General features: G+C 38.1%; 29 protein-coding genes and 3 other annotated features. Of the genes, 25 read left to right on the forward strand and 4 right to left on the reverse strand.

Translation table 11 applies throughout. From position 1 onward, the window contains the following. Positions 1-43 precede the first annotated feature (43 nt). Positions 44-112 (forward strand) — a sequence feature (ribosomal protein L21 leader region). A gap of 10 nt (positions 113-122) precedes the next feature. The 25 genes from rplU (at position 123) to VIK44_RS06085 (ending at position 22,984) form a co-directional block, all read left to right on the forward strand. Then, positions 123-440 carry a 50S ribosomal protein L21 gene (rplU, locus tag VIK44_RS05965; RefSeq protein WP_331552934.1) on the forward strand — a complete coding sequence of 106 codons (318 nt, stop codon included), beginning with the start codon at positions 123-125 and terminating at the stop codon, positions 438-440. A gap of 8 nt (positions 441-448) precedes the next feature. Then, the gene (locus VIK44_RS05970; RefSeq protein ID WP_331552935.1) at positions 449-781 is read left to right on the forward strand and encodes a ribosomal-processing cysteine protease Prp; all 333 of its coding nucleotides are present in this window, start codon (positions 449-451) and stop codon (positions 779-781) included. A 12-nt stretch (positions 782-793) separates the two neighbouring features. Continuing rightward, on the forward strand, positions 794-1,081 hold the full coding sequence (rpmA, locus tag VIK44_RS05975) for a 50S ribosomal protein L27 (RefSeq protein WP_331552936.1): 288 nt from the start codon (positions 794-796) through the stop codon (positions 1,079-1,081). Positions 1,082-1,199: 118 nt separating this feature from the next. After that, entirely contained in the window at positions 1,200-2,483 is a 1,284-nt protein-coding gene (obgE, locus tag VIK44_RS05980) for a GTPase ObgE (RefSeq protein WP_331552937.1), read from the forward strand. Positions 2,484-2,533: 50 nt separating this feature from the next. Then, positions 2,534-2,893 (forward strand): YhbY family RNA-binding protein, encoded by a 360-nt coding sequence (locus VIK44_RS05985; RefSeq protein WP_331552938.1) that lies wholly within the window; start codon positions 2,534-2,536, stop codon positions 2,891-2,893. Positions 2,894-2,911: 18 nt separating this feature from the next. Next, positions 2,912-3,541: a nicotinate-nucleotide adenylyltransferase gene (nadD, locus tag VIK44_RS05990; protein WP_331552939.1), complete on the forward strand. Its 630-nt coding sequence runs from the start codon at positions 2,912-2,914 to the stop codon at positions 3,539-3,541. Then, positions 3,541-4,131, forward strand: coding sequence for a bis(5'-nucleosyl)-tetraphosphatase (symmetrical) YqeK (gene yqeK, locus VIK44_RS05995; protein WP_331552940.1), 591 nt, complete (start codon positions 3,541-3,543; stop codon positions 4,129-4,131). The genes nadD and yqeK overlap by 1 nt, the downstream gene beginning before the upstream one ends. After that, positions 4,128-4,472 (forward strand): ribosome silencing factor, encoded by a 345-nt coding sequence (rsfS, locus tag VIK44_RS06000; protein WP_331552941.1) that lies wholly within the window; start codon positions 4,128-4,130, stop codon positions 4,470-4,472. The genes yqeK and rsfS overlap by 4 nt, the downstream gene beginning before the upstream one ends. Positions 4,473-4,509: 37 nt before the next feature. Further along, the gene (locus VIK44_RS06005) at positions 4,510-5,193 is read left to right on the forward strand and encodes an ABC transporter ATP-binding protein (RefSeq protein ID WP_331552970.1); all 684 of its coding nucleotides are present in this window, start codon (positions 4,510-4,512) and stop codon (positions 5,191-5,193) included. Between the two features lie 26 nt (positions 5,194-5,219). Then, complete coding sequence (locus VIK44_RS06010; protein ID WP_331552942.1) at positions 5,220-6,071, forward strand: hypothetical protein; 852 nt, start codon at positions 5,220-5,222, stop codon at positions 6,069-6,071. Between the two features lie 12 nt (positions 6,072-6,083). Next, positions 6,084-7,376, forward strand: a complete 1,293-nt coding sequence (locus VIK44_RS06015) for an ABC transporter permease (protein WP_331552943.1) — start codon at positions 6,084-6,086, stop codon at positions 7,374-7,376. Positions 7,377-7,392: 16 nt separating this feature from the next. Next, positions 7,393-8,016, forward strand: a complete 624-nt coding sequence (locus VIK44_RS06020; RefSeq protein ID WP_331552944.1) for a Yip1 family protein — start codon at positions 7,393-7,395, stop codon at positions 8,014-8,016. A 28-nt stretch (positions 8,017-8,044) separates the two neighbouring features. Beyond that, positions 8,045-9,142, forward strand: a complete 1,098-nt coding sequence (ychF, locus tag VIK44_RS06025) for a redox-regulated ATPase YchF (RefSeq protein ID WP_331552945.1) — start codon at positions 8,045-8,047, stop codon at positions 9,140-9,142. Positions 9,143-9,406: 264 nt separating this feature from the next. Beyond that, positions 9,407-11,116 (forward strand): B12-binding domain-containing radical SAM protein, encoded by a 1,710-nt coding sequence (locus VIK44_RS06030; protein WP_331552946.1) that lies wholly within the window; start codon positions 9,407-9,409, stop codon positions 11,114-11,116. Positions 11,117-11,184: 68 nt separating this feature from the next. Beyond that, positions 11,185-11,401 (forward strand) — a binding site (T-box leader). A 49-nt stretch (positions 11,402-11,450) separates the two neighbouring features. Continuing rightward, positions 11,451-13,367, forward strand: a complete 1,917-nt coding sequence (gene thrS / locus VIK44_RS06035) for a threonine--tRNA ligase (RefSeq protein ID WP_331552947.1) — start codon at positions 11,451-11,453, stop codon at positions 13,365-13,367. Between the two features lie 106 nt (positions 13,368-13,473). Beyond that, a complete protein-coding gene (infC, locus tag VIK44_RS06040; RefSeq protein ID WP_331552948.1) occupies positions 13,474-14,070 on the forward strand; it encodes a translation initiation factor IF-3 in 597 nt (198 codons plus the stop codon). 116 nt (positions 14,071-14,186) lie between these two features. Then, entirely contained in the window at positions 14,187-14,381 is a 195-nt protein-coding gene (rpmI, locus tag VIK44_RS06045; RefSeq protein ID WP_331552949.1) for a 50S ribosomal protein L35, read from the forward strand. A 21-nt stretch (positions 14,382-14,402) separates the two neighbouring features. Then, positions 14,403-14,759, forward strand: coding sequence for a 50S ribosomal protein L20 (gene rplT / locus VIK44_RS06050; RefSeq protein ID WP_331552971.1), 357 nt, complete (start codon positions 14,403-14,405; stop codon positions 14,757-14,759). A 134-nt stretch (positions 14,760-14,893) separates the two neighbouring features. Continuing rightward, positions 14,894-16,270, forward strand: a complete 1,377-nt coding sequence (locus VIK44_RS06055) for a TrkH family potassium uptake protein (protein ID WP_331552950.1) — start codon at positions 14,894-14,896, stop codon at positions 16,268-16,270. 14 nt (positions 16,271-16,284) lie between these two features. Further along, positions 16,285-16,953 (forward strand): TrkA family potassium uptake protein, encoded by a 669-nt coding sequence (locus VIK44_RS06060; RefSeq protein ID WP_331552951.1) that lies wholly within the window; start codon positions 16,285-16,287, stop codon positions 16,951-16,953. Continuing rightward, positions 16,919-17,758: an RNA methyltransferase gene (locus VIK44_RS06065; protein ID WP_331552952.1), complete on the forward strand. Its 840-nt coding sequence runs from the start codon at positions 16,919-16,921 to the stop codon at positions 17,756-17,758. Before VIK44_RS06060 ends, VIK44_RS06065 begins: the two co-directional genes overlap by 35 nt. 5 nt (positions 17,759-17,763) lie before the next feature. Next, positions 17,764-17,984 (forward strand) — a binding site (T-box leader). Between the two features lie 38 nt (positions 17,985-18,022). Further along, positions 18,023-19,045, forward strand: a complete 1,023-nt coding sequence (pheS, locus tag VIK44_RS06070) for a phenylalanine--tRNA ligase subunit alpha (protein ID WP_331552953.1) — start codon at positions 18,023-18,025, stop codon at positions 19,043-19,045. A 12-nt stretch (positions 19,046-19,057) separates the two neighbouring features. After that, a complete protein-coding gene (gene pheT / locus VIK44_RS06075) occupies positions 19,058-21,436 on the forward strand; it encodes a phenylalanine--tRNA ligase subunit beta (protein WP_331552954.1) in 2,379 nt (792 codons plus the stop codon). A 12-nt stretch (positions 21,437-21,448) separates the two neighbouring features. Continuing rightward, positions 21,449-22,360, forward strand: coding sequence for a DNA-processing protein DprA (locus VIK44_RS06080; protein WP_331552955.1), 912 nt, complete (start codon positions 21,449-21,451; stop codon positions 22,358-22,360). Positions 22,361-22,423: 63 nt separating this feature from the next. Beyond that, entirely contained in the window at positions 22,424-22,984 is a 561-nt protein-coding gene (locus VIK44_RS06085; protein ID WP_331552956.1) for a cell division protein ZapA, read from the forward strand. 47 nt (positions 22,985-23,031) lie between these two features. Here the strand turns inward: VIK44_RS06085 and lexA are convergent, their stop codons facing one another. From lexA to VIK44_RS06105, 4 genes are all read right to left on the reverse strand, one after another. After that, positions 23,032-23,676, reverse strand: coding sequence for a transcriptional repressor LexA (gene lexA, locus VIK44_RS06090; protein WP_331552957.1), 645 nt, complete (start codon positions 23,674-23,676; stop codon positions 23,032-23,034). Between the two features lie 75 nt (positions 23,677-23,751). Next, on the reverse strand, positions 23,752-24,729 hold the full coding sequence (locus tag VIK44_RS06095; protein ID WP_331552958.1) for a tyrosine recombinase XerC: 978 nt from the start codon (positions 24,727-24,729) through the stop codon (positions 23,752-23,754). A 342-nt stretch (positions 24,730-25,071) separates the two neighbouring features. Next, positions 25,072-25,908 carry a hypothetical protein gene (locus VIK44_RS06100; protein ID WP_331552959.1) on the reverse strand — a complete coding sequence of 279 codons (837 nt, stop codon included), beginning with the start codon at positions 25,906-25,908 and terminating at the stop codon, positions 25,072-25,074. A 420-nt stretch (positions 25,909-26,328) separates the two neighbouring features. Next, complete coding sequence (locus VIK44_RS06105) at positions 26,329-26,640, reverse strand: CC/Se motif family (seleno)protein (protein WP_331552960.1); 312 nt, start codon at positions 26,638-26,640, stop codon at positions 26,329-26,331. Positions 26,641-26,710 lie beyond the last annotated feature (70 nt).

Below are 26,710 nucleotides of genomic sequence, written 5' to 3' on the forward strand. Positions count from 1 at the left end.
TTTATTTTCATTGACAAGGATCATTCTTCATGATAACATTTATAGAGTTATGTAGCCGCGCATAAAAGGTATTAAGTCGAAAGCACCTTTTGTGGCGAGTCTGGAATGAGGAGGTGTAGAATATGTATGCAATTATTAAAACAGGTGGTAAACAATACCGTGTTCAGGAAAATGATGTGATTGAAATTGAAAAAATCAATTTCAAAGAAGACAATGTTACAGAAATTTCTTTTACTGATGTTTTAGCTGTTAACAATGACGGTAAAATGATTATTGGAACTCCAATGATTGAAAATGCTGTTGTAAAAGCTGAAATACTTTTAGTTGGCAAAGGACCCAAAATTATTATTTACAAGTATAAAGCTAAAAAAGATTACCGTAAGAAACAAGGTCATCGTCAACCATTCATGAAAGTTAAAATCACAAGTATTCAAGCTTAGGACATTGTATGATTTCAGTTAAATTTTTTATGCGAAACAATGAGATTAATGAAATAACCGTGTCGGGACATGCTGGTTTTGCAAATGAAGGAGAAGATATTATTTGTGCTGCCGTTTCTGTTTTAACCATTAGCGTTCTTAATGGCCTTACGGAAATCGTCGGTCGCAAAGATCTTTGTGAAACAATAAAAGATGGTTATACAAATTTTATCATTCCAAAGAGCTCCAACGAATTGGAAAGCATAAAAACCGATACTTTAATTGCAACCTATCAACTGGGAATCCAGGGGATCAAGGAAGCCTACGGAGATTATATCCAAATAAAAGAAGAAAAAAAATAGGAGGTGAGCGTTATGTTTAAAATGAACCTTCAACTATTTGCCCATAAAAAAGGGGTTGGTAGTTCAAGAAATGGTCGAGACAGTGAAGCTAAACGTCTTGGTACTAAAAGAGGAGACGGTCAGTTCGTTCTTGCCGGCAATATTCTCGTTCGACAAAGAGGAACAAAGATTCATCCTGGAGCCAATGTTGGTAAAGGCAGCGATGATACTTTATTCGCTTTAGAAGACGGCGTTGTACGTTTCGAACGAAAAGGCAGAGATAAAAAACAAGTGAGTATTTATCCTCGGGAAGCCATTTAGTTTTCCAGTGACAAAATAATACATCTGATAAAACCTCTTATTATAGTTTCTGACTGATAAGAGGTTTTATTTTTGTTTATATTAGGATAGATCATCTAAGAAAAGCGAGGTACACATAATGTTTGTAGATAAAGCAGAGATTATTCTTATAGCAGGCAACGGCGGCCATGGTGGCGTAAGTTTCCGCCGGGAAAAATACGTTCCCATGGGCGGACCTGATGGTGGTCATGGTGGTTATGGCGGCAGTATTGTCTTCATGGCTGATCAGGGCTATCGTACGTTAATGGAATTTAAATATAAAAGAAAACACAAAGCAGAAAACGGAGAAAATGGATTCGGTGGTCGATCTGCTGGAAAAAGTGGCAGTGAATTGATCATTAAGGTTCCTGTTGGAACCATAATAAAAGATAAAGAAACCGGACAGGTTCTTTGTGATTTATCCTTAGATGGTCAAAAATTCACAGTGGCTCATGGCGGTCGCGGCGGTCGTGGAAACATGGACTTTGCTACACCAACCCGTCAAGCCCCTCGGTTTGCCCAAGGGGGTATTAAGGGAGAAGAAAAAACAGTTATTCTCGAGCTTAAGCTTCTGGCAGATGTAGGCCTTATTGGTTTTCCAAACGTTGGAAAGTCAACACTGCTTTCTGTTGTTACCAAAGCCAAACCAAAAATTGCCAATTACCATTTCACTACCCTTATTCCAAATCTCGGTGTGGTTGAGTGGCGTGATTATAAAACATTTGTCATTGCAGATATTCCCGGTCTCATTGAAGGTGCCCATGAAGGCACTGGCCTTGGGGATCAATTTCTAAGACATGTGGAACGCACCAAACTTCTTATCCATCTCCTGGATGCTTCAGGCAGCGAAGGTCGAGATCCACTTGAAGATTTTACTGCCATTAATGTTGAACTTGAAAAATATAATAAAAAATTGGCACAACGGGTACAAATCGTTGCATTAAATAAAGTCGATTTGATGCTTGAACTGGATAAAGTCGACGTGTTAAAAACGAAACTTGAAGCCCTTGGATACGAAGTCTTTATTATTTCTGCCGTTACCGGACTGGGACTGGATAAATTGATGAGCCGCGTCGTACTCCTTCTGGATGAAATTGGTGAGGTAGAACCCATCTTTGATATTGAACCCGTGGCTGAAACCCTTTATACGCCTGATTTTAAAGAAAATCAATTTACCATTGAAAAAATCGATGAGGTTTTTGAAGTTGAAGGTGAATTTTTAGAACGTCTGATTAATTCGGTTAACTTTGAAGATCTTGATTCCATTGGATTCTTCCAACGTGTTTTAAAAGATAAAGGGGTCTTCACTGAACTTGAATCAATGAACATTCAGGATGGCGATTTTGTTCGATTACATGAAGTTGAATTTGAATATTTTAAATAGATCAACGCCATGTTTTATGTTATAATACCACAAAAGAAAGTAGAGAATAAATGTTAACAAGCAAACAAAGAAGCTTTTTAAAAAAGCTTGCTATTGAAATTCCGGATATCATCTTTATCGGCAAGGATGGGGTTACACCTCAGGTTATTGTTCAAACCAGAGATGCCATTATTGCTCGGGAACTCGTTAAAGGAAAAGTACAAAATAATTCATTGGCAGATGTGAATGATGTTGCCCGGGAATTAGCAGCTTCCACAAAATCAGACATTGTATGTACCATTGGAAATAAGTTTATTTTATATAAGAAAAACTTATTAAAAACTAAAATTGAAGTACCCTCAAAAAACAAAAAAGTGATTAAAAGAGTCAAGAAACGAAGCTTGGGTACTCCAATTAAGTTTGAGGATTAAATAAAGTAAAGGGTTGAGATGAAGGAAAAAATCGGTCTCTTTGGTGGGAGTTTTAATCCCATACACACCGGTCACCTGCTTCTGGCAGAGTCAGCCCGGGATCAATATGAACTGGACAGAGTTTTATTTATTCCAACCGGGAATAACCCTTTTAAAATTTCTCTCGATGACATTTCCCGGGAGCATCGTCTTAATATGGTCGAATTGGCCATTAAAAATAATCCCTATTTTGAGGTGATGACCCATGAGATTGATCAAACAGGCATTACTTATACCATTGATACCATTGAGGAAATTAAAAAAAGTTTTCCAAATAGTGATTTTTATTTTATTACCGGCGCGGATCTTATGTTTGAAATTACACTTTGGAAGGGCGCTCCTGAGCTATTAAAGTCGGTAAAATTCATTACGACTTTTCGGCCAGGTTATAGCCATGAAAAATTGGACACCAGAATCGAAGAGCTCCAGGAAATTTATGATGCTTCAATATATAAATTATATACTTCAGAAATGGACATTACATCCTCGGAAATTCGATCCCGGGTCAAAAATGGATATTCCATTCGGTATTTACTGCCTAAAGCCGTTGAGGAATATATTTATAAAGAAAAATTATATCTTCCAAACACAAAAACAGAGAGCGAATAATGAATAAACATACAATCGATTTAAAATTAAAAAAAGCATTGACGAAAAATCGTTATAAGCATACCCTGAATGTCGTTAAAGTCGCAGAGAGTCTGGCACTGAGGTACCATGCCAATGTTGATAAGGCTTCCCTTGCAGCATTGTTGCATGATTGCGCAAAAAACTTTTCTGATGCGCAGCTCATTGAGTATGCTGAGGCACAAGGGTTGAAAATAGATCCTGTCACTCGACTGGAGCCACAGCTTCTGCATGGACCTGTAGGGGTTCTTGTAGCCAAAAGCACTTACGGTGTAACGGATAAACAAGTACTCAATGCCATTCAAAATCATACCACCGGTCGCAAAAATATGTCAAAGCTGGAAAAGATTATTTATCTGGCGGATTTTATTGAATCAGGCCGAACCTATCCTGGAGTGGATGAGCTGAGGATTGCAGCCTTTGAAGACTTGGATAAAGCCGTCATACTGGCTCTTACAAATACCATTCGTCATGTTGCTCTTATTAACGGTCTTATTCATACGCGGACGATTGATGCAAGAAATGACTTAATTATCAAAGAACTAAAAAAAAATAGAAAAGAAAGCAGGTGATTATTATTAATCCTGAAGAATTTGTAAAAAAAGTTGAAGGTTGGATTGAAGCTAAAAATGGAACTGATATCCAAAGCATAAACGTCACAGAGCTGACAAGCATTGCCAATTATTTTGTTATTGCCAGCGGTAGCTCAGAACGTCAAGTCAAGGCCATTGCTGATAATATCGAAGATGAAGCTAAATTACTGGAAATATTCCCTAAAGGCGTTGAAGGACAAAGAGAAGGCCGATGGATTCTCTTAGACTATTATGATGTTATTATTCATATCTTTCATGAGGAAGAACGTGGTTTATATAACCTGGAAGAACTTTGGAAAGATGGCATTGTCAGCCGATAGGTTCTCGTTTTAATCCGATTGAAAGGGGGAGATCTCAATTTTTATTGAAGTAAAAAACTTGCGTAAGGATTTTAAATTAGGTAAAAATAGTATCAGCATCCTTAAAGGGATTAACCTTAACATTGAACAAGGCGAAATGGTGGCGCTTCTCGGTCCTTCGGGGTCTGGAAAATCCACCTTTTTAAACGTTCTCGGCGGGCTTATTCCGCCCACCTCTGGTGATGTGTTCATAAAGGATTTTCACATCAGTGAAATGACAGAAAATGAGCTTTGTCTTTTCAGAAGAGACCACCTTGGCTTTATATTTCAATCTTATAATTTAATTTCCACTATGACAGCCATTGAAAACGTAGCCTTAACCCTTACCTTTGCCGGCGTCCCTAAAGGTATTCGTAACGAAAAGGCTAAAGAAGCCCTTTCCATTGTCGGACTTTTGGATCGTACAGAACATAAGCCAAGTGAGCTTTCAGGCGGTGAACAACAACGGGTTAGCATTGCCCGGGCACTGGTGAATCATCCTGAAATTATTTTAGCGGATGAACCAACCGGAAATCTGGATTCAAAAAACAGTACCGATATTATGGAAATGATTACCCGCCTCAACCGGAAGGATAATCAAACCTTTGTTATTGTCACCCATGATCCTGAGGCAGCAAAATATTGTACCAAGGTCATACACATGTGTGACGGTCTTATTGAACGCTGGGAAGATCAGCGATAATAAATTTAAAAGAAATGGAGTTTTAAGTGAAAACTAAAGGCATATTAGTAACCCTTGTTCTGACCCTTCTTTTGTTTTTTGGCATTATCCCCGGGGTATTGGCAGCACCGGAGCAACCCCTTCTTCAAATCAGTTCCGTTACCTTTTCTCCAGAAACAGTTTCTCCTGGTAAGAATTTTAAAATGACACTGACCCTTATGAATTATGGTGATTACGATGCCCATAATGTCACCCTGGATGTCCTTTCTTTGGCTGGAGCTCCGGATCTTGGTGTGTTTTCCATGGTTGGCAGCGGCAGTCATTTTTACATTGATGAAATATTATCTGAAGAAAGTGCGACCATTGAAATTCCCATGGTTGCATCACCAACTGCAGAAGCAAAAAATTATAATCTTAACCTTAATCTTTATTGTGAAAATAGTGGGGGAACCGGATTCGAATTTCCGGAAACCGTTGGTGTTTTTGTGAATGAAAGTAATTCTATGTCCATTGTCGCACCGGATCGCTATACCATTGGATCCAATGAAAAGGCTGATAATCAGTTTGAATTTGAAATCGCAAATTTCGGAGCCAACCCCGTACGAGGAGTTCAAATAAGCATTGCGGGAGAAGGACTAACTTTTGCTCCAAATTACCAATACTATGGAACATTTGAAAAAGATGATAACGATAATTTTGTCACAGCAGTAACGACTGACAAACCCGGAGAATATCCGGGAATCATCACTCTTAAATACCTGGATAGCTTTAACAATGAACGGTCTATCCAAAAAAACATTACCCTTGTTGTTCCTGAAGATAAAACCAACGCAACGGCAAAGGCGGATGACAACATATTCCAGCAATTTCTGAAGATTTTGTTTGGAATCGGCGCGTAGTGAGGTGATGCAGTGAATAAACGGGAACTCATTCGTTTATCCTGGGAGAATCTTTGGCGAATGAAGTTTCGTACCATTCTCACCATTATTGGTGTTGTCATTGGAACTTCCTCGATTATTGTCATGGTTTCCATTGGTAATGGTGCCCAACGAAGCATTACCAGTGAGCTTTCCGGGATTGGTTCGATTACCACCCTTCAAGTCTATTCTGATCTTTCTTCAATGGGTATGACTGAACTTGCCGGTGGAAAAACTCAGGATAAAGTCATACTCAACGACGATGCCATTAAAGATTTTAAAAAAATTGATGGTGTGGTGGCAGTGACCCCTGTGGTTAATCTCAGTGGAGCCGAAATTGAAGTTGATCGTGAACCTTATTCGGTTTCTCTTATGGGCGTGGATTATGACGTTCTTAAGGAAATGCGTTATGAAACTTCCAGTGGTAAAAAACCAAATGCCAATGATAAAACTTCGGTAATTCTTGGAAAAGAAGTCCTTGCTTCCTATAAGTTTACATCCAGCGGACCCCAAGCTCAGGCAGTTACAGCAAAGCCTGAAGATCTCATTGGAAAAAATATTAATTTGGTGATCAAACGCATCGGTGCTACCGGCGAAGAAGAAATCCGCAATGAAAAAGTAAAAGTATCCGGTGTTTTAGAATCCACCGGGGGCTCAGAAGATTATGCAATTATTATGGATTATAACTTAGTCACTGATTTAAATGAATGGCAAACCGGAAAGCCTGTGAACATTGATAAGCAAGGCTATTCTGAAGCTTTGGTAACTGTTGAAGATTCCAGTGTGGTTAATGGGGTGACCTCGGAAGTTGAAGCCCTGGATTTCACCGTATTTTCAATGCAGCAAATATTGGATTCTATGGGAAGTGTGTTCCAGATGTTGCAAATTCTTCTTGGCGGAATCGGCGGGGTGGCGCTTCTGGTTGCCTGTATTGGTATTATCAATACCATGACCATGTCGATTTATGAGCGGACCAAAGAAATAGGCATTATGAAGGTCATTGGGGCTTCCATTTCTGATATCCGAAATATGTTTATTGCCGAATCAACTATGATTGGGCTAATCGGCGGAATAGTAGGGGTGATCATCAGCTTTCTGCTTTCGCTGTTAATTAACTTCGTTGCCGGCTTTTTTATCACCGGAGGAAGTGCAACTATTTCTTATATCACTCCTGGTCTGGTTATTTTTGCATTGTTGTTCTCAGCCCTTGTCGGGCTTTTATCTGGCGTTCGTCCAGCCATTAAAGCGGCGAATTTAAGCTCATTGGATGCAATTCGAAGTGAATAATAGAAATGGAGTTATTATGAATTTTATCAATCTTTTCATTCATCCCGTTAAATATTTTACACAAATCAAAGAAAAAGAAAAAACATCTCTCATCATTCCCATTGTTATTCTTGTGACCATTGGTATTATCAGCGGCTTTAGAGCCGGGAATGTTCTATCCGGTATGGAACTTCCTGCAGATCAGGCAGCCGGCCTTCAGGCCTTAGCCATTGGCGCGGGGATTTTTTCAGGCATCATTGGATTAGGAATCGCCGTGGTTGTAAAGGCTGGTATTTTCCACTTTATTTTAAAGAAAATGAAGGGAACCGGAACGTTTAAATCAGGGGTTTATGTTGTGGGCATCGGGTATTTTCCAAAAATATTCCAGGGCATTATTAACCTTCTGTTTCCACAAACCATAGATCCTATAACTGTTTCCCAATTTGATTGGGTCACTTTATTAGCCGGTGTATTCAGTATCTTTAATATCTGGCAGCTTATCATTACCATTATCGGGCTGAGTGTGGTTTATGGTGTTTCCTATCGGAAAACCGCAATACCTGTTATTGGACTGGAAGTGATATCCGCAGGGATTACTTTTGCTATTACCTGGTTTACTGCCAATGCCATAACCGGCCTGCCAACTACCACTGTAAAATAAAGAATTTAGTTAAAGAAAGAGGAAATATATGAAAATTGGAATCGTCGGCCTGCCCAACGTAGGAAAAAGCACTATTTTTAACGCACTCACAAAAGCTGGAGCAGAATCTGCCAACTATCCCTTTTGCACCATCGACCCAAATATTGGAATCGTTTCGGTTCCTGATCCCCGATTAGCAGTTTTGGATAAAATGTATACCTCAAAAAAGGTGGTTCCAACAACCATTGAATTTGTGGATATTGCCGGTCTTGTCAGAGGGGCAAGTAAAGGGGAAGGTCTTGGGAATAAATTTTTGTCCCATATCCGGGAAGTGGATGCCATTGTTCATGTGGTACGTTGCTTTGAAGATGAAAATGTGGTTCATGTTGAAGGTAAGATTGATCCCATTGATGATCTTGAAACCATTAACCTTGAACTTATTTTCGCTGATCTGGAAATGCTGGATCGTCGGATTGAAAAAAACAAAAAACTGGCTAAAACAAATGTCCAGGAAAAAACAAATGTTGAAATTGCCACCCGCCTTCGAGAACTTCTCGAAGGTGGTAAAATGCCAAATGATGATGATTTTACCCCTGAAGAATGGGAATTCATCAATACCATACAATTAATATCCATCAAACCGGTGCTTTACATTGCCAATGTCGCCGAGGAAGATCTTCATGAAGATAATGAAATGGTGACCCGGCTTAAAACTGCTATTTTTGAAAACTATTCTGGGAATCATAAGGATATTATTAAAATATCCGCAAAAATCGAAGAAGAAATTGCCCAGTTTGATGATGAAGAAAAAGCAGAATTTTTAGCAGATTTAGGGTTGGAAGCCTCAGGGCTGGATCAGGTCATCAGTGTAGGCTATAAACTTTTAGGCCTTGTGACCTTTTTAACCGCCGGACCTGATGAATGTCGTGCCTGGACTGTGACTGCCGGAACCAAGGCCCCTCAGGCCGCCGGAAAAATTCACAGTGATATTGAACGTGGTTTTATCCGGGCAGAAATTACCAGCTACGATCAGTTGATTGAAGCCGGCTCGGATGTTAAAGCCAAAGAATCCGGGGTTACCCGTATCGAAGGCAAGGACTACGTTATGGTTGATGGAGATGTTACCTTTTTCAGATTTAACGTTTAGTGCGTTGTTGTGGGGGGATTGTTTCCGCACACATCGCTTGTTTTCACATTCGCTGTCTTTGCATCCACATTTGCTGTAGACCAACTATTAATCGCCCGCAAACGTTGAGGTTTAATACAAATGTTGGGTTTCCCATGACGTTTCGGGCGGGTACTACCCGCCCTACGGGGGTTATACCAATACGTTTGGATTATAACAACACGAGAGCTTGTTTCCGTTTGAAGGATGTCCCAGGACATCCCATTTTTTATTTTGGAGGTTCTTATGAAAGATCTTGTTTTGGTTGCTATTAATGCAAAGTATATTCATACCAACCTGGCTGTGCGGTCTCTGAAAGCCCAGCTCTGTAGCTATGACGTTGGGATTACTGAAGTCTCCATTAACGATTCCATCCACCGTATGGCAGAGCATTGTCTGGTAAGTTCGTGTTTAACCTTTGGCTTTTCCTGTTATATCTGGAATATGGAATTGGTGCTTAAGATAGCTGAAATCCTTAAAAAATCCCGGCCTGAAGCCAAAATTATTCTAGGCGGACCTGAGGTGAGTTTTGACCCGGATGAATTATTAAAAACACATGGCTTCATTGATTTTATTATTACAGGCGAAGGGGAGACATCCCTGGAAATGCTTTTAGACTCAAAGCATGATCCAAAGGCTTTTAAAGATACTCCCGGACTCTGGTTTAGAACAATGGATTGTGGGATTGCCCATGGCCCTTCTGAACAGACCATGGATTTAGATAAACTGAATTTCCCTTACTCACAGAATGAATTGCTCAGTCTTAAAGATAAAATCATTTATTATGAAACCATGCGCGGCTGTCCTTACCATTGTTCTTACTGCCTCTCTTCTACGGGTCAGGGGGTACGAACCAAAGCTTTAGAACAGGTTTTTAAAGATCTGGATTTCTTTATGGCTGGGGGAATGAAACAGGTGAAGTTAGTTGATCGAACCTTTAATTTTGATATTAATCGGGCCAAAGCCATTTTTAATCATATCATTGAAGCTGGTGGAAAAACTAATTTTCATTTTGAAATGACCGGTGATCAGTTGGATGATGAACTCATTGATTTGCTTAAAAAAGCGCAACCCGGTTTGATTCAGTTTGAAATCGGAGTTCAAAGCACGGATTTAACCACCTTGAAAGCCATTGGCCGACAAACCAATCTCTCTCAATTGGAAGTGAATGTTAAAAAAATACTGGATGAAAAAAATATCCACATTCATCTGGATCTCATTGCCGGCCTGCCCTATGAGACCTATGAGGTATTTAAAACATCTTTTAACCGGATCATCGCATTGAAGCCGGACATGCTTCAATTAGGGTTTCTCAAGTGTCTGAAGGGAACCCGCATTCGCAGCGAAGGGGAGGCTCACGACTATTACTATATGAGCTTTCCACCCTATGAAATTATTTCAAATGCTTATATTTCAAGTTCTGAGCTTTATCGACTTCGAAATATTGAGATTCTGGTTGACCGCTATTTTAACAGCGGTGGATTTAAGCAGTCACTGAGTTATCTCTTTGAAATGAATTTCTTTAAATCAGCTTTTGATTTTTTCGAACAGTTTTCAGATTATTGGACCACCCGGGGTTATTATGACATGGGGAAATCCAAAGAACAGCTTTATGAAATATTCCTTGATTTTTTAGAAGGCTTAGATGATAAGAGCATGCTTGCGGAATCAGTTAAATTTGACTATCTGTGCCTTGGCACAGGCCATCTTCCGCATTTCTTTGAAAATACGTCGCCGGAAAAAGAATGGATTTTCGACTTTCTAAAAGATGCAGACAATGTCTTAAAGTATTGTCCTGATTTTAAAACCCTGGCTCCTAAGAAGATTTATACCCAGGTGAAGATCCAGAGGTTTTCAAGTTCTTTAATTTCTACTGTCTTTGGGCAAATAAGTGATGATCATCAGATTAGCTACCTGGTCATTTTTTATCAGGGCAAGTCACTTCCCATTCAGTAGGAATTCAATGGAATTTCTCTAAAAAGTATTGATTCTTTATTATTTAAAGGTTATACTGGTTCTAATAGAAAAAGATGATGATAAGGACGAGTAAATTATTAAAGTTTGCCAGAGATTAAGCAACTTGGCTGTGATTGCTTATAGAAAAAATAATTGAAAACCCCCTTGGAGTTAAGGCCTGAAATAAGTAGGGCTCTTCGGCGCTGACCGTTATACAGAACTTAAGTGGATTCATTATCATATCATGGATCAAATTGGGTGGAAACGCGTATAGTCGTCCCTTTGTTTTTACAAAGGGACTTTTTTTGTTTAAAATTATTTAAAGGAGAACACAATGATTGATATTACACTGAAAGATGGGACTGTAAAGTCCTATGAACCAGGCATTACTGTATTAGACGTTGCAAAAGATATTAGCACCGGTTTGGCAAAAGTCACCTTGGCCGGAGAACTCAACGGAAACCTGGTGGATATCCGCCAACCGATTTTAGAAAATTCAACCCTCAATCTTCTTAAATTTGATGATGAAGGCGGAAAACATGCTTTTTGGCATACCGGTTCTCACTTACTGGCCCAGGCGGTAAAGCGCCTCTATCCCCAGGCACAGCTTGCCATTGGACCTGCCATTGATCGTGGCTTCTACTATGATATTGACATGGATGTGATTATCACACCTGAAATTATGGAAAAAATTGAAAAAGAAATGGCTAAAATAGTCAAAGAGGGCCTGGTCATTGTACGCTCTGAAATGAGCCGTGCTGATGCCTTAACCAAGGTTAAACAAGAGGGTGAGATATATAAGGAAGAACTCATTGAAAACCTTCCGGAAGATGCCATTATCAGTTTTTATACCCAGGGAGAATTCTCTGATCTTTGTGCGGGACCCCACATAAACGACCTGAGCCCTATCAAGGCCATTAAACTATTGAGTCTGGCTGGCGCCTATTGGCATGGGGACGAAAAAAATAAAATGCTCCAACGTATTTATGGAATTACTTTTCCTAAAAAAAGCCAGTTAACAGAATATTTAGAGCTCCTGGAAGAAGCTAAAAAAAGAGATCATCGTAAGCTTGGAAAAGAGTTGGATTTATTCTCATTGCATGAAGAAGGTCCGGGGTTTCCATTCTTCCATCCTAAGGGCATGATTATTCGAAATGAGCTTGAAAACTTCTGGCGGGAAGAACATAGCCGTCGGGGTTATGAGGAAATAAGAACCCCGATGATGCTTAATTCCGAGCTTTGGAAACGCTCTGGACATTGGGATCATTATAAAGAAAATATGTATTTCACTGAAATTGATGACTGTGAATATGCCATTAAGCCGATGAACTGTCCCGGAGGTATGCTTATTTACAAGCGCAAGGGGCATTCCTACCGCGATTTACCGCTACGCATGGGTGAATTAGGCTCAGTCCATCGCCATGAACTCCATGGGGCACTGCACGGGCTGATGCGGGTTCGTAATTTCACCCAGGATGACGCGCATATTTTTATGACACCCGATCAGATCAAAGAAGAAGTCATTAAGGTCATCGATCTTGCTGATGATGTCTACAAGATATTCGGATTTAATTATCGTGTTGAATTGTCCACAAAACCCGAAAATTCCATTGGTTCCGATGAAGTATGGGAAACAGCCACAGAAGCCTTGCGTGATGCTTTAGTGACAAAAGGCATTGATTATCGTTTGAATCCCGGAGATGGCGCATTTTATGGTCCGAAAATTGACTTCCATCTGGAAGATAGTCTGGGACGTACCTGGCAATGTGGCACCATTCAGTTAGATTTCCAAATGCCGGAACTCTTTGACTTGAATTATATTGGCTCTGACGGGGAAAAACATCGTCCTGCCATTATTCATCGTACCATTTTAGGGAGTATTGAACGTTTCTTTGGCATTCTGATTGAGCATTTTGGAGGCAAATTCCCTGTATGGCTGGCTCCGGTACAAGTCATGGTTATTCCAGTGGCCGATGTCCATCATGATTTTGCCCAAAGCATTGCCAATGTATTACAGGAAATCGGTGTTCGAGCCAGCTGTGATTATCGTGATGAAAAATTAGGTTACCGCATACGTGATGCTCAAATGCAAAAAATACCTTATATGCTGGTTGTCGGGGATAAAGAAGCCGAAGGTGGGGATCTTGCCCTGCGCATCAGAGATACCGGTGACGCAGGTCTTATCAGCTTAGACGATTTAAAAGAAAAACTCATTGAAAAAATCAAGACTAAATCATTGACCCTGGATTAATAAATAACAGTTGACAAGCGAACAACGAGGATGTATAATAGTTGAGTAACAAAGTAGAGGCAACACACTTCTCACCTCATTTCTTATGGAGATAGGTAAATATTTAATGAACAATGTTCGTGAGTATTTTTTGCAGGTGGAGTTTTCTACCTGCAATTTTTTTATATGGAGGTATAATATTATTAGCAAAGATGTTCAACACGAAATTAACAATGAGATCCGTGATCGCGAAATACGTGTAATTGATGAGGCCGGCGAAATGTTGGGAGTTATGAATACAAAAGATGCTCAACAATTAGCTGACGAAAAGAATCTGGATTTAGTTAAAGTTTCGCCTAATGCCAAACCACCGGTTTGTAAGATTCTTGACTACGGAAAGTTTCGCTATGAAGAAATTCAACGTTTAAAAGAAGCTAAGAAAAATCAAAAGGCTGTGGTTATTAAAGAAATTCGTATGTCAGTTCGAGTTGAAGAACATGATATCAATGTAAAAATTAAAAATTGCATCAAATTCCTGGAACAAGGTAACCGTGTTAAAGTAGCGATCCGATTCAGAGGCCGTGAAATGGCATACACTGAACAAGGCAAAGAAGTATTGTTGAAATTTGCTGAACGTGTTACCGATTTAGCCGTGGTTGAAAAATCACCTAAGCTTGAAGGAAGAAACATGGTCATGTATCTGGCCCCCAAAAAAGATAAGTAAAGTTCTAATTGTTAATTCAGTATATCTGTTGTGAATGAGTTTGAATACATTTAACCTAGATTTCTCGGATATAGTTAATTATAAAATATTCATTGTACAGGGAGGAGGAAATAGTTATGCCAAAGATGAAAACCCATCGCGGAGCTGCAAAGCGTTTTAAAATAAAAAAGTCAGGTGTAATCAAACGATTTAAGGCTGGCAAAAGCCATATTCTCAATAAAAAAAGCCGTAAGAGAAAAAGAAGTCTTAGACAAGCCACAGGTTTAGCACCTGGTGACGCTAAGGTTGTTAAGAAAATGCTTTGTAAGTAATTTTGAAGATAGGAGGAATTAATAATGCGAATTAAAAAAGGCGTCAATGCCAAAAAGAAACATAAGAAAATACTTAAACTTGCTAAAGGCTATTATGGTGCCAGAAGCAAGTTATTTAGAACAGCCAATGAAGCTGTTATGCGAGCACAACGATCTTCATATATAGGCCGTAAAGAAAAGAAAAGAAATTTCAGAAGGCTTTGGATTACTCGAATTAATGCCGGTACAAGAATGTTCGACCTAAGTTACAGCAAATTTATGTTTGGTTTAAAACAAGCAGGTGTAGAAATTGATCGTAAAATCTTAGCCGATTTAGCGATGAATGATATTAATGCTTTTAAAGATTTAGTTGAAGTATCAAAGAAAAACATTAACTAATAATTTCAAAAAAACTTCTCAAAAGATAGTCCAAATTTGGGAAGTTTTTTTTATTTTATATTGTTATTGCTTTTTTTATTTAGCGTGTTAGAATATGTATGATTAGTAAATATATATTCAGTGGAGAACAGGGAATGGTAGAAAAAACACGACGGAAGTTTAATCACTTTTTGATTCATCGGTCACCGACAGAAATATTAATTTCCGGGTTTGCTGTTGTTATTCTTTTTGGAGCATCCATACTGACACTTCCAATTGCAACTCAATCAGGTGAAAGTGCAAGTTTTATTAATGCGCTTTTCACATCAACCTCAGCCGTTTGCGTGACAGGCTTAGTTGTTGTGGATACCGGAACCTACTGGAGTATTTTTGGTCAGGTTGTCATTATTTGTTTGATACAAATCGGTGGTTTGGGTTTCATGTCATTTGCAACCATGTTTTTTGTTTTGGCAGGAAAGAAGATCAACATAAGGAATCGTTTATTGATCCAATCATCTGTTAATACGGATTCCCTTTCAGGTATCGTAAAATTTGCAAAGTATATTTTTATTTCATCTTTTGTTATAGAAGCCGTTGGGGCTTTGCTTTTAGCCATTGTTTTTATTCCTGAATATGGGTTTTCAACTGGCACAGGTTATAGTCTTTTCCATGCCATTTCTTCTTTTTGTAATGCTGGTTTTGACTTATTTGGCAATTATTCAAGTTTAACAAAATATGTTGATAATTATATCGTGAATTTTGCGATTTGTGCAATGATTATTTTAGGTGGTTTAGGGTTCGCTGTTACCAGTGACCTGATTTTTGTTCGTAAATTTAAAAAGATGAGTATGCATTCAAAACTTGTCCTGACGATTACCGCATTATTATTGGCCATTGGCTTTATTTTCTTTTTTATTTTTGAATTCAATAATCCTAAAACCATGGGAAATCTATCCCTTCATGGAAAGTTTTTAGCTTCTTTTTTCCAATCGGTTACACCAAGAACCGCCGGTAGCAATACCATAGACATCGCTGCGTTAACCACGCCATCCATATTTTTAACTATGTTACTGATGTTTGTCGGTGCATCTCCCGGATCAACCGGTGGTGGTGTTAAAACTACCACACTGGGAATTATTGTATTGACAGTCGTTTCCGTTCTTCTCGGTAAGAAAGATGTTGTGGCATTTAAACGCACTATCATAGGTCCTCTTATTCGCCGTGCTATTTCAATTTTAGTTATTGCTACAGGACTTGTTATTCTAATGATCTTTGTGTTATTATGTACAGAGCCTGGAGTTGCTTTTGAAAGGGTCGTTTTTGAAGTGTTGTCGGCTTTTGGAACCGTTGGATTATCAATGGGATTGACCCCTGACTTATCAATTGGAGGAAAAATAGCCATTAGTATTACTATGTTTGTTGGCCGATTAGGACCTCTAACCATAGCCTACGCAATCACTCAAAGTGAAAAACGTTCACGTGAAAATGTAGGAAACTTTAAATTACCTGAAGGTAATATTATGATTGGCTAGAGGAGGAATAATAATTGAAAGAAAAACAGTTTGCAGTTCTGGGTTTAGGTCGTTTTGGTGAAGCACTTGCCATTACTCTCAGTGAATTGGGTTGTAATGTTATTGTTGTCGACAAGGACGCAGATAAGATCCAAAATATTGCAAATTTGGTAACCTATGCTGTCCAGGCAGATGTTTCAGACATTAATGCCTTGAAATCCATTGGTCTGAAAAATGTTGATGCGGTTGTGGTTTCAATTACTTCAGATATTAACAGCAGTATTATGGGAATTGTTAATGCACAGGAACTTGGAATCAATGAAATTTATGGGAAAGCTAATAATGCTCAACATGAAAAAGTCCTTTTAAAATTAGGCGTAAAAAAAGTCTTTTCTCCAGAGCGTGATATGGGCGAACGTGTGGCTCATAATCTTTTTTCCGGGGATTTTATTGATATTTTAGAACTTGACACCAATCATTCCATTGTCGAAGTTGAAATCCTGCATGCCTGGGAAGGAAAAACCCTTGAAGAGCTTGATCTAAGATCAGACTATGGCTTAAATGTCATCGCCATTCGGACCCTGGATGTTTTGAATGCGTCACCACTTGCTTCAAATGTAATTAACCATGGTGACAAGCTTATTGTTATGGGAGAAAATAAATCAATCAATGGAATCAATAAATTGTCTAAAAAAGATCATTAATTTTGAAGAACACCCTGTCATTACATCTCGTAATAATGAAAAATTAAAATATCTTCGTAAACTTGGAAATAAGCCATTCAGAGATAGTGAAAATGTTTTTTCCATTGAAGGAACCAAGCTTTTTTCAGAAGCATTCCATAGTCAAATGATTTTCAGACAGATCTTCATTACTGAAAAGTGGTTTGACTCTCAAAACGAAAGTATTCAAGATTCAATTGCGTTATTAAATGCAATTGGTATCTCAATTGTCGTGGTTATGGATGAAATTTTTAATTCAATTTCAACCATGCAACAATCTGAAGGCATTATTTGTATTGCAAATAAAATTGAATTTGAGCCATCCGATTTTATGAAATATGTTCTTCTTGATGATGTCCAGGACCCTTTTAATGTTGGAACGATTATTAGAACAGCGGATGCGGCCGGCATTGATTGTGTGATTACTTCCAGGAAAACTGCGGATATTTACAATGAAAAGGTCCTGCGCGGATCCATGGGATCAGTTTTTCATATTCCGGTTCTTCAGGTTGACTCATTAACAGAGTATGCGAAAGCTCTAAAAAATAAAAAGGTTAAAATCATTGGAACCTCCCTTGAGGGAGAAGATTTATGGCAACGACAACCCATAGAACCACCTTTTGGAATTGTCATGGGTAATGAATCCCAAGGCATGTCTCATGAAATGGCTCAGCTATGTGATATCCTTTTAAAAATACCGATTCTGGGAAATGCAGAATCCCTGAATGTTTCCACTGCTGCTGGGATTATTTTATACGATATCCTTCGAGAGAATGTTTTAAATTAAATAAAGTAAAAACCATGAAAGAGCAAGTAAATAAAAATCTGACATTATAGAGAAAAAATCCTTGGCTGAAAGATTTTATGTTTGAATTTATTGAAGTTCACTCCGGAGTTTTAATTGTGAAACCACTTTAGGTTGTCTAGCAATTAACGTTAATTGCGTTAAAATTTTAAGCGAATACAAATTTGTATTAATTTAGGTGGTACCGCGGAATTATTTCGTCCTTTTTAAGGGCGTTTTTTTATATTTAAAAATAAGGAGAAACAAATGGAATTAGAACTTAACCAATTAAGAGATCAATGCTTAGCTGACCTTAATGATGTTAATGAATTGAAAATCCTGGATAATGTCAGAATAAAATATTTGGGTAAAAAGGGTGCCCTTACCATTGCTTTAAAAGGTATGGGAAAACTTTCCAAGGAAGAACGCCCTATTATTGGAAAATTAGGAAACGAAGTCCGAGAAGAAATTGAAAAGGCCTTGTCTCATCAAAAGCAGGTCCTTGAAAAAAAAGAAATCGATGCTCGGATCAAAAAAGAAGGGATTGACGTTTCTCTGCCCGGGAAAAAACATTTGGCAGGGCAACTGCATCCGTTAACCACTACCATCAATGAACTTAAAGAAATTTTCCTGGGAATGGGCTTTTCGATTGCCGAAGGACCGGAAATTGAATGGGCAAAATATAATTTTGACTTTCTGAATGTCCCTCTGGATCATTCTGCCCGGGATCTCCAGGATACTTTTTATTATGAGGATGACATTGTTCTGAGAACACAAACCTCACCGGTTCAGGTACGGGTAATGGAAAATCAAAAGCCTCCACTACGTATTATTTCTCCTGGAAGAGTATATCGTTCAGACGCTATTGATGCCACACATTCGCCGGTTTTTCATCAAATGGAAGGCCTTGTGATTGATAAAGGCATTACCATGAGTGATCTGAAAGGAACCATGGATATGTTTGCCAAAAAATTATTCGGTGAACAGACAAAAACAAGATTCAGACCGCATCAATTTTATTTCACTGAGCCAAGTGCTGAAATGGATGTGACGTGTTTTAAATGCGGGGGCGCTGGCTGCAGGGTATGCAGTAACACCGGCTGGATCGAAATCCTGGGATGTGGCATGGTACACCCCAATGTTCTGAGGCTTTGCGGGATTGACCCGGAAGTATACAGTGGTTTTGCTTTTGGTATGGGCCTCGACCGGATTACCATGATCAGATATGGGATTAATGATTTACGATTATTATTCGAAAACGATTTGCGTTTTTTATCACAATTTAAATAGGAGGTTCAATAAATGTTAGTTTCACTTAATTGGTTAAAAGAATATGTTGATATTAAAGGATCTCCCTATGAGTTTGGGGAAGCTCTTACCATGTCAGGAACAAATGTCGAAACCTTTGCCGTTGTTTCAGAGAATATATCGGATATTTATACCGGCAAAATAATAAAAATTGCAAACCACCCCAATGCGGATAAGCTGGTGGTTTGCACCGTTGATTTCGGAACCGAAAAACGCATTATTGTCACTGCGGCAAAAAATGTTTTCGAAGGTGCTGTTGTTCCAGTTGCAGTTGATGGCGCTGTTATTGCTGATGGTACAAAATTAGGGGTCAGTGATTTTAGGGGAGTCGAATCTTATGGAATGTTTTGTTCCATTGAAGAGCTCGGCATGAACCCTGATTTATTTTCCAAAGAAATTATGGAAGGTATTTATCTTTTACCTGAAGGCACCCCTTCTGGGATAGATATAAAAGAATTACTTTGGCTGGATGATTTAATCATTGATGTTGAGCTTACCGCCAACCGTGCGGATTGCCAATCGATTATCGGTATTGCCAGGGAATCTGCTGCTACCCTGAATCTGCCAATGCAAGGATATAAATCATATTCTAACGTTGAAACATCTGATGCGATTTCACAGTATTTAAATGTGACTGTTGAAAGTGACCTTTGTGAGCGATATGTTGCTAAGATGCTGAAGGTTAAGAAAATTGAAGCATCACCATTATGGATCCAGGTTAAATTACTGAATAGCGGTGTAAGGCCCATTAATAATATTGTGGATGTTACAAATTATGTCATGCTTGAATTGGGTCAACCCCTTCATGCCTTTGATTATGAAAGCCTTCATTCAGATAAAATCGTGATTAAAACAACCACGGACAAAAAAATGGTAACTTTGGATGCTAAAGAACGTGAGCTTGATCCATCGATGCTGATGATCACCAATGGCACCACACCTGTGGCCATTGCCGGGATTATGGGGGGAGAGAACTCTGAGATTACTGAAACCACACAACAAGTTGTTTTAGAATCGGCCTGCTTTAATAAAAGCAGTATCCGTTTAACCGCAAAAAAATTAGGGCTTCGTACCGAAGCTTCAGTACGATTTGAAAAAGGAGTTGATCCTGAATTAGCTATGGCTGCCGCAATGCGGGCCACATGGTTACTGGAAGAAATCGGTGCCTGCGAAGTGACAGAAGGCCTTATTGATGTCTATCCTGATCCTGTTATTCCAAGAAAGATTTCCCTGGAAGTTGACTGGGTCAACCGTTTTATTGGCATCAATCTTTCTAAGTCAGAAATGGCGGCGTTGCTCAAACGTTTATTTTTTAAAGTATCCAATGTTGGTACCGGGATTTTAGAAATTGAAGTGCCCAGCTTCAGGCAGGATATTGAAGCAAAAGAAGACTTAGCTGAAGAAGTTGCCCGAATGTTCGGTTATGATAATATTCCCAGTACGATTATGGGCGGTACAACCATGATCGGTGGAAAGACAGCTGTTCAAAAGTATGAGGACGACCTGAAAACCATTTTGGTTGGTCAGGGGTATTTTGAAACGCTGACCACCTCTTTCACCAGTGAAAAGCGACTTTTAGGACTAAATAGTTCTATGCCACTGGATTTGGTACCCTTGATTAACCCATTAGGCGAAGAAAATAGTATTATGCGTCCTTCACTGGTTGGTCATCAGCTTGAAGTGATTTCTTTGAATTATCATCAAAAAAATCCTTTTGGTCGATTTTTTGAAGTTTCAAATACTTACCGTAAAAATAAAATCAAAGGCGAGCTTCCTATTGAAGAAAAAAAGTTGGTCTTAAGTACCTATGGCAATGATGATTATTTTGAATTAAAAGGAATGATTGAGCTTTTATTGGCCCACACCGGTATTAAGAATCCTGCTTTTACTGCAGGAGGATCTGAATTTTTACATCCTGGACGCCGGGCGCTGATTGTTGTTGATGATTTGATTCTGGGTGAAATCGGTGAAATCCATCCTATCGTTGTCAAAAATTATGAGTTACCCAAACGAACTTATGTCTGTGAAATATCCTTTAACGCCTTGTATGCATGCAGAGCAACGGATGAAAAATTTGTTGAGCTTCCTAAATTTCCAGGGTCAAATCGTGACTTAGCCATTCAGCTTCTGGAAACCATTCCGGCGGCTTCGGTTAATGACATCATTCGAAAAAACGGCGGGTCTATTCTGGAAAGCATTGAATTATTTGATATTTATACCGGAGAGCAAATTCCTGAAGGCTATAAGAGCCTTGCCTATGCATTGAATTTCAGAAATAAAGAAAGAACCCTTAATGACGATGATATTAATCCTGTGGTTGAGCGCATATTAGCAGAATTAAAAAGCTTGTTGAATGCTCAACTCCGAGAATAATCAGTACCAACCGTGAATAACATCAATTTAAATCGAAATCTCATTGCACTTTTACAACTCGATGGGATTGGCCGCAAAAAAGCAAAGACCATCCTTGAACAAATTCAACAACCGGAGAATTTAACATTTGGTGAAATGCTTGAGGTTGGAAAAGAACTTAATCTTATTTCAACGACTATGGGAACGGAACCCCTTAAAAAAGCCACTGCCGCTGCGGACACCATTATCGAAATAAATGATAAGAACGATATTAAAATGCTTTCTTGTTTTGATGAAAAGTATCCTGATTCCCTGGTTTTTGAAGACTCCCCGTTGATGCTTTACTATCAGGGAAACCTAAAACTTTTAAAAAGCGAAAATCGAGTTGCCGTTATTGGGAGCCGAAAGGCAAGCTTAAAGGGCATGAAATTTGCCCGGAACACTGGTGAATTTTTGGCAGATCAGGATTTTGTGGTCATTAGCGGGCTGGCGGTAGGCTGCGATTCAGCGGGACACCTTGGTTGTTTAAAAGCCGGAGGAAAAACAGTGGCTTTTTTGCCTTCAGGGCTTCTTAATGTTTATCCGTCCGAAAACGCGGGATTGGCAAAGAAAATTTTAGATAACGATGGGTGCCTGTTATCAGAATACAGCCATCAGGAAACCATTGTTCCCTATAAATTCATTGAACGGGATCGACTCCAGGCGGGCAGTTGCAATTTCTTAATTGTTTCAGAATTTTCATCTAAAAGCGGAACCATTCATACCCTGAACTTTGCAAAGAAGTATCACAAGAAAATTTTTACCACCCAAATGATTTATGAACAGTCAATAAAAGGGTTTCAGGAACTCAATAATCGGAAAATTTCCTATGAGGTTCTGGAAGAGCAGACACTACGTAACTTAATAAAAAAATATAAAAATAATAAATCATTTGTATTTTTATAAGATATTACTTATAATAGAGTCAAGAATAAAGAATAGAATTTTATTTATTACAGGAGGAAAAAGATGCCTGAACAAAAGATAATCGAATTACGCATTTTAGATACGGAATTTACATTAAAGGCAAAAGACAATGAAGAACAAATTAAACTTATTTCAACTTATGTGAATAATGAATTAGAAAGCGTAAGAGTTGCTAATCCATTTACAAATCATATTCGAGTTGCCATTCTTGGATGCATGAATATTACAGAAAAATTATTTACTGCACAAGAAGAAGCTAAAATGAGCGAACAGGAAAAAATTAAAGAAATTGGTGCTATCAATTTAATCAAAGAAGAACTCGCTGCTGCCAATAGTCTTTTTGAAAAAGAAAAAGTTAAGACGATTATTTTAGCTGATGAGAAAGCGCTTCTCCAAGCTGAGATTGATGAACAAAATGAATTACTAAACCAATACCGGGAACATTTAAGACAAAGTAAAGTTGAAAGCGAAACAAATCGAAAAACCATATTAGAACTGCAGAATCAACTTTTCGAGAGCCAGATTGAATTAGTTAAAGTTAATAAAAACCACATTGAAAAAGATATTTTTAAAAGTATTGAAGACAAGATAAAAATCGACTAATCTGTTTAAAATTCAAATAAAAAAAGATGCATTGCGCATCTTTTTTTTTATTTAAACTTTCGGATTAAACCGGTAACTTTTCCAAGAACTCTAATCTCTTGTTCATTAAAAAAGGTCGGCTCCATTGTCTTGTTCTCAGGTTGGAGGCGAATCTTATTATTTTCATAAAATATTTTTTTTACGGTTGCCTCATTTTGCTCAAGAATCATTGCCACAACGATTTCCCCGCTGGCTGCTGCCTGTGTTCTATGGACAATGATATGATCACCATCTAAAATCCCAGCTTCCACCATACTAAAACCCTGAACCTTCAGAATAAAAGAGTCTTCATTTCCCACAAAATCTAAAGGCAATGGGAAAACATCCGTGATATTTTCAGTTGCCAGAATTGGTTCACCAGCAGTAACGCACCCTAAAATCGGGAGAGAAATAATTGTTTTTCTCTCAAACAAAGCAGTAAAAGTCTCATTTGGATCATGGCATATAATCTCTATAGCCCTTGTTTTAGTTGAGTCACGTTTAATGTACCCAAATTCTTCCAATTGCTTTAAATAACCATGAACCGTTGAGGTTGATTTTAAATTGACTGCTACACAAATTTCACGTACCGAAGGTGGGTAGTTTTTTTCACGTATTTGTGTTTTTATATATTTGAGAACCTCATATTGCCGAGTATTTAAATCTTCATACATATTTTCAAACCTCCAATTTTGTTTCTTGGACGTATTATAGCATACCATTTACAAAAAAACAAACATTAGTTCTACTTATTCTTCCGGCTCAAATTGTGATAAAGGATTGTGATTTAAAGTATCCCGCAGGAGCTCTTCATCAACATGTGTGTATATTTGCGTGGTTGACACATTCTGATGGCCTAAAATCTCTTGAACCGAGCGGATATCAGCTTTGCCATACTTAAACATAAGGGTTGCTGCCGTATGCCTGAGCTTATGAACACTAATTTCATCTGTATTAAGGCCACAAACAGCTAAGTGCTTTTTAACCAAATGCTGAACAGCCCGGTTACTGATGACCGTGTTTTGCTGGCTTAAAAATAAAAAGGGGGAGTCAATTTCGGCGCGAACGAGAAGATAGTGCTGAATGGCTTTTAAACAGGCATGATTTAAATAAACAGTCCGCTCTTTATCACCTTTTCCAATGAGTCGAAGAGAATCATTTTTTATATCGGTTATTTTTATTTGGGTCAATTCAGAAAGACGCATACCACAGTTTAAAAAGAGGGTAATGATGGCAAAATCCCTTTCCTTATGTCGGCCTTTAATCCCTTTAAGAAGATCGACCGCTTCATCCCATTCTAAATAGCGTGCATTTCGGGCCTGGAGTTTGGGCATTTCAAGATCAGTCACAGGATTGGGTCCAAAATATTTTTGTTTATTACATAGGTAGTTAAAAAATGATCGTAAAGTCGAAACTTTACGGCTACGGGCAAAGTCTGAATTATGGCGTTCTTTGCTTGAGAAAGAAAGAAAAGCATAGAGAATACCTAAGTCAATGGTTTTTAATTGATCAACGCAAATATCATTAATTGGAATCTCATCAAATAGTTCTGATTGAGGAACCATTGCAAGGTAGCGTTTTAGAAATCGAAAAAATAAAACTAAATCATAACGATATGCCTGGGCAGATTTTTCAGAAAATCCACGGATGGTCACAATATAATTTAAAAACTCATCAATTATTTTACTTTCAGTTAATGGATTGGCAATAGGATTGGCAACCGTCATAATAAAATCTCCTTGATTATGGAATTTTTCAAATATATTTCAATTAACTATCATAATATATTATAAGTTAAACATTTAATTTGAAACTCATTATAACATGATTTAACTCTTTTGTCACGAAACTTACATTTCGTGACAAAAGTGATATTGCTTTAAATTGGTTAATTCCACAATTTAATAATCTACACCACACTCGGAATCAATTAATTCCGAAATATGGTTGATCTTATTATTTTTTAACCCATACAAAAGTTTTATGGTTATGTTTCACAATCCTCCATTAATCAATTCAGATATTTTAAGATTAATGACCTTCAAAGAAGGCCTGTTAAAGATCAGGCTTTAGCGAAATAACTGGAATTTAATTATTTCCATTATATCCGTTACCTTTTTAAATCTTGCTGAATCAATAAGATCATCGCCTCCGTCAAATTGTGAGACAAAATCATCTACATCGTTCTTTATATATCCCAAAACATCATCTTCATTCAGGCCCTGATCTTCCAGCAAGTCTATATAGTCGTCATAGCAAATGTCTTTTAATCCGATATTCACATGTTTGTGGTGCATAAACAAAACGCAACGGTCATCGAAGAATATCGAAGATAAGTCTGAGGCAATATCTCCTGACTCTGTTGTTCGTTTAATAACTCTAAAAATCATTTCCGCCACAGCATTAACCATTGTTGCGTTAATGAGATGATCGTATCCATCAATCTTAGAACTAAATGAATTCACATCGTTTCTCACTTGATCCAAAATATCATTCTCGGTCATGTCCTGCTTGGTTAGCAGTTCAATGTAAGGCTCGTAACTAATGTCCCCTACTACCCCACAAATACCTTGACCCTGCTGTTCTAAAAATAGGATGCAACGCCAATCATAGAATTTAACAGAGAGCTTGGGGGTATTCTCGTTTGCCGATGTGTCTTTTATCTTGCCAACGGCAATGGCCTCTGGCTGCATGGGCATCTCTGAAACACTATTGTTATCATTGGGCGAAATAAGCTGTATAATACCAGAATCATCAATACACTTAATATCTTGATTATCGGCTTCAGAGGGATCATCAATTTCCGACATCTCATCTTTTAACAGTGCATAAGCATCCTCATAATTATCCGCGTCAACTTCAAAAAGAAGGGTTCGTATCTCAACCACGTTTAGTTTGAAACTCATTCTAATTCTCCAAGCCGTGTCAGGTGGCCAACCGCTTAATTGTTAAGTCATTAAATAAGGTTACCATACGTGTGATCCTCAAGTTTTACATAAGGAATAAATGGCGACAAACTGTCATTTATTCCTTAATTGCATTATACATCGATTTTCCGGCAAGTCAATAAAAAGCAGCAAACATACGATTTTCTGCCTCAACAGGACATTCTCTAGAATTATAATTTAGAATTTTTTTCAATTTATTGAATTTAGTCAATTTCAGGAAGAAGAAACAACAGGGATGAAAATGTCCGAGCTATCGCAAAAAAATATTTGCCGTTGTCATAAAGAAGCCTTTATGACAACGACAAAATGAAAAGGCTGAACTTATCATCAAGTCATTCAAATTCATAGCTTGTTAATCCTTGAATCCGCAATATTTAACTAACTTCGCTTCTTTAGGAAAATCCCATCAACCAGAATCGTCGTTCCGAACAAATTTTTCTTGAGGGTGAAATGAAGCGTTTGAGCTATTACCTTTGCATTTTTACTAATATAAAGGGTAATATCATTCTGTCGATAAACATTGAATAATTCTGTCTTATCAGGTGTTATGAGATTCACTTCAGAAATTTCAAAAGTTGGACAACAGCCACCACCAGTGGAACTGATTTCAAGTGTTAAAACATTTTTTCTTTTTCTTTTCATATAATCCAGGACAGGTTGGTCAATTTCCATTTTATAAGATTTGTTCATCTCCATATCTCCAATTTCTTTTTAACAATAATTCTTGTTTTAAGTCTCTTTGGATTTTAAGAATCAAATT

This window comes from Acetobacterium sp. (genome assembly GCF_036508315.1).
In the GTDB taxonomy this organism is placed as follows: Bacteria; Bacillota; Clostridia; order Eubacteriales; family Eubacteriaceae; genus Acetobacterium.

Bases quoted from the DNA above. Each gene is read 5' to 3' on its own strand.
- VIK44_RS06065 (WP_331552952.1), top strand. From the start codon at position 16,919: ATGGAATCAATAAATTGTCTAAAAAAGATCATTAATTTTGAAGAACAC.
- obgE (WP_331552937.1), top strand. From the start codon at position 1,200: ATGTTTGTAGATAAAGCAGAGATTATTCTTATAGCAGGCAACGGCGGC.
- VIK44_RS05985 (WP_331552938.1), top strand. From the start codon at position 2,534: ATGTTAACAAGCAAACAAAGAAGCTTTTTAAAAAAGCTTGCTATTGAA.
- VIK44_RS06055 (WP_331552950.1), top strand. From the start codon at position 14,894: ATGGTAGAAAAAACACGACGGAAGTTTAATCACTTTTTGATTCATCGG.
- thrS (WP_331552947.1), top strand. From the start codon at position 11,451: ATGATTGATATTACACTGAAAGATGGGACTGTAAAGTCCTATGAACCA.
- infC (WP_331552948.1), top strand. From the start codon at position 13,474: ATGAACAATGTTCGTGAGTATTTTTTGCAGGTGGAGTTTTCTACCTGC.
- VIK44_RS06030 (WP_331552946.1), top strand. From the start codon at position 9,407: ATGAAAGATCTTGTTTTGGTTGCTATTAATGCAAAGTATATTCATACC.
- VIK44_RS06020 (WP_331552944.1), top strand. From the start codon at position 7,393: ATGAATTTTATCAATCTTTTCATTCATCCCGTTAAATATTTTACACAA.
- rpmI (WP_331552949.1), top strand. From the start codon at position 14,187: ATGCCAAAGATGAAAACCCATCGCGGAGCTGCAAAGCGTTTTAAAATA.
- rplU (WP_331552934.1), top strand. From the start codon at position 123: ATGTATGCAATTATTAAAACAGGTGGTAAACAATACCGTGTTCAGGAA.
- pheS (WP_331552953.1), top strand. From the start codon at position 18,023: ATGGAATTAGAACTTAACCAATTAAGAGATCAATGCTTAGCTGACCTT.
- VIK44_RS05970 (WP_331552935.1), top strand. From the start codon at position 449: ATGATTTCAGTTAAATTTTTTATGCGAAACAATGAGATTAATGAAATA.
- VIK44_RS06095 (WP_331552958.1), bottom strand. From the start codon at position 24,729: ATGACGGTTGCCAATCCTATTGCCAATCCATTAACTGAAAGTAAAATA.
- VIK44_RS06105 (WP_331552960.1), bottom strand. From the start codon at position 26,640: ATGAACAAATCTTATAAAATGGAAATTGACCAACCTGTCCTGGATTAT.
- nadD (WP_331552939.1), top strand. From the start codon at position 2,912: ATGAAGGAAAAAATCGGTCTCTTTGGTGGGAGTTTTAATCCCATACAC.
- pheT (WP_331552954.1), top strand. From the start codon at position 19,058: ATGTTAGTTTCACTTAATTGGTTAAAAGAATATGTTGATATTAAAGGA.
- yqeK (WP_331552940.1), top strand. From the start codon at position 3,541: ATGAATAAACATACAATCGATTTAAAATTAAAAAAAGCATTGACGAAA.
- VIK44_RS06085 (WP_331552956.1), top strand. From the start codon at position 22,424: ATGCCTGAACAAAAGATAATCGAATTACGCATTTTAGATACGGAATTT.
- lexA (WP_331552957.1), bottom strand. From the start codon at position 23,676: ATGTATGAAGATTTAAATACTCGGCAATATGAGGTTCTCAAATATATA.
- rpmA (WP_331552936.1), top strand. From the start codon at position 794: ATGTTTAAAATGAACCTTCAACTATTTGCCCATAAAAAAGGGGTTGGT.
- ychF (WP_331552945.1), top strand. From the start codon at position 8,045: ATGAAAATTGGAATCGTCGGCCTGCCCAACGTAGGAAAAAGCACTATT.
- VIK44_RS06100 (WP_331552959.1), bottom strand. From the start codon at position 25,908: ATGAGTTTCAAACTAAACGTGGTTGAGATACGAACCCTTCTTTTTGAA.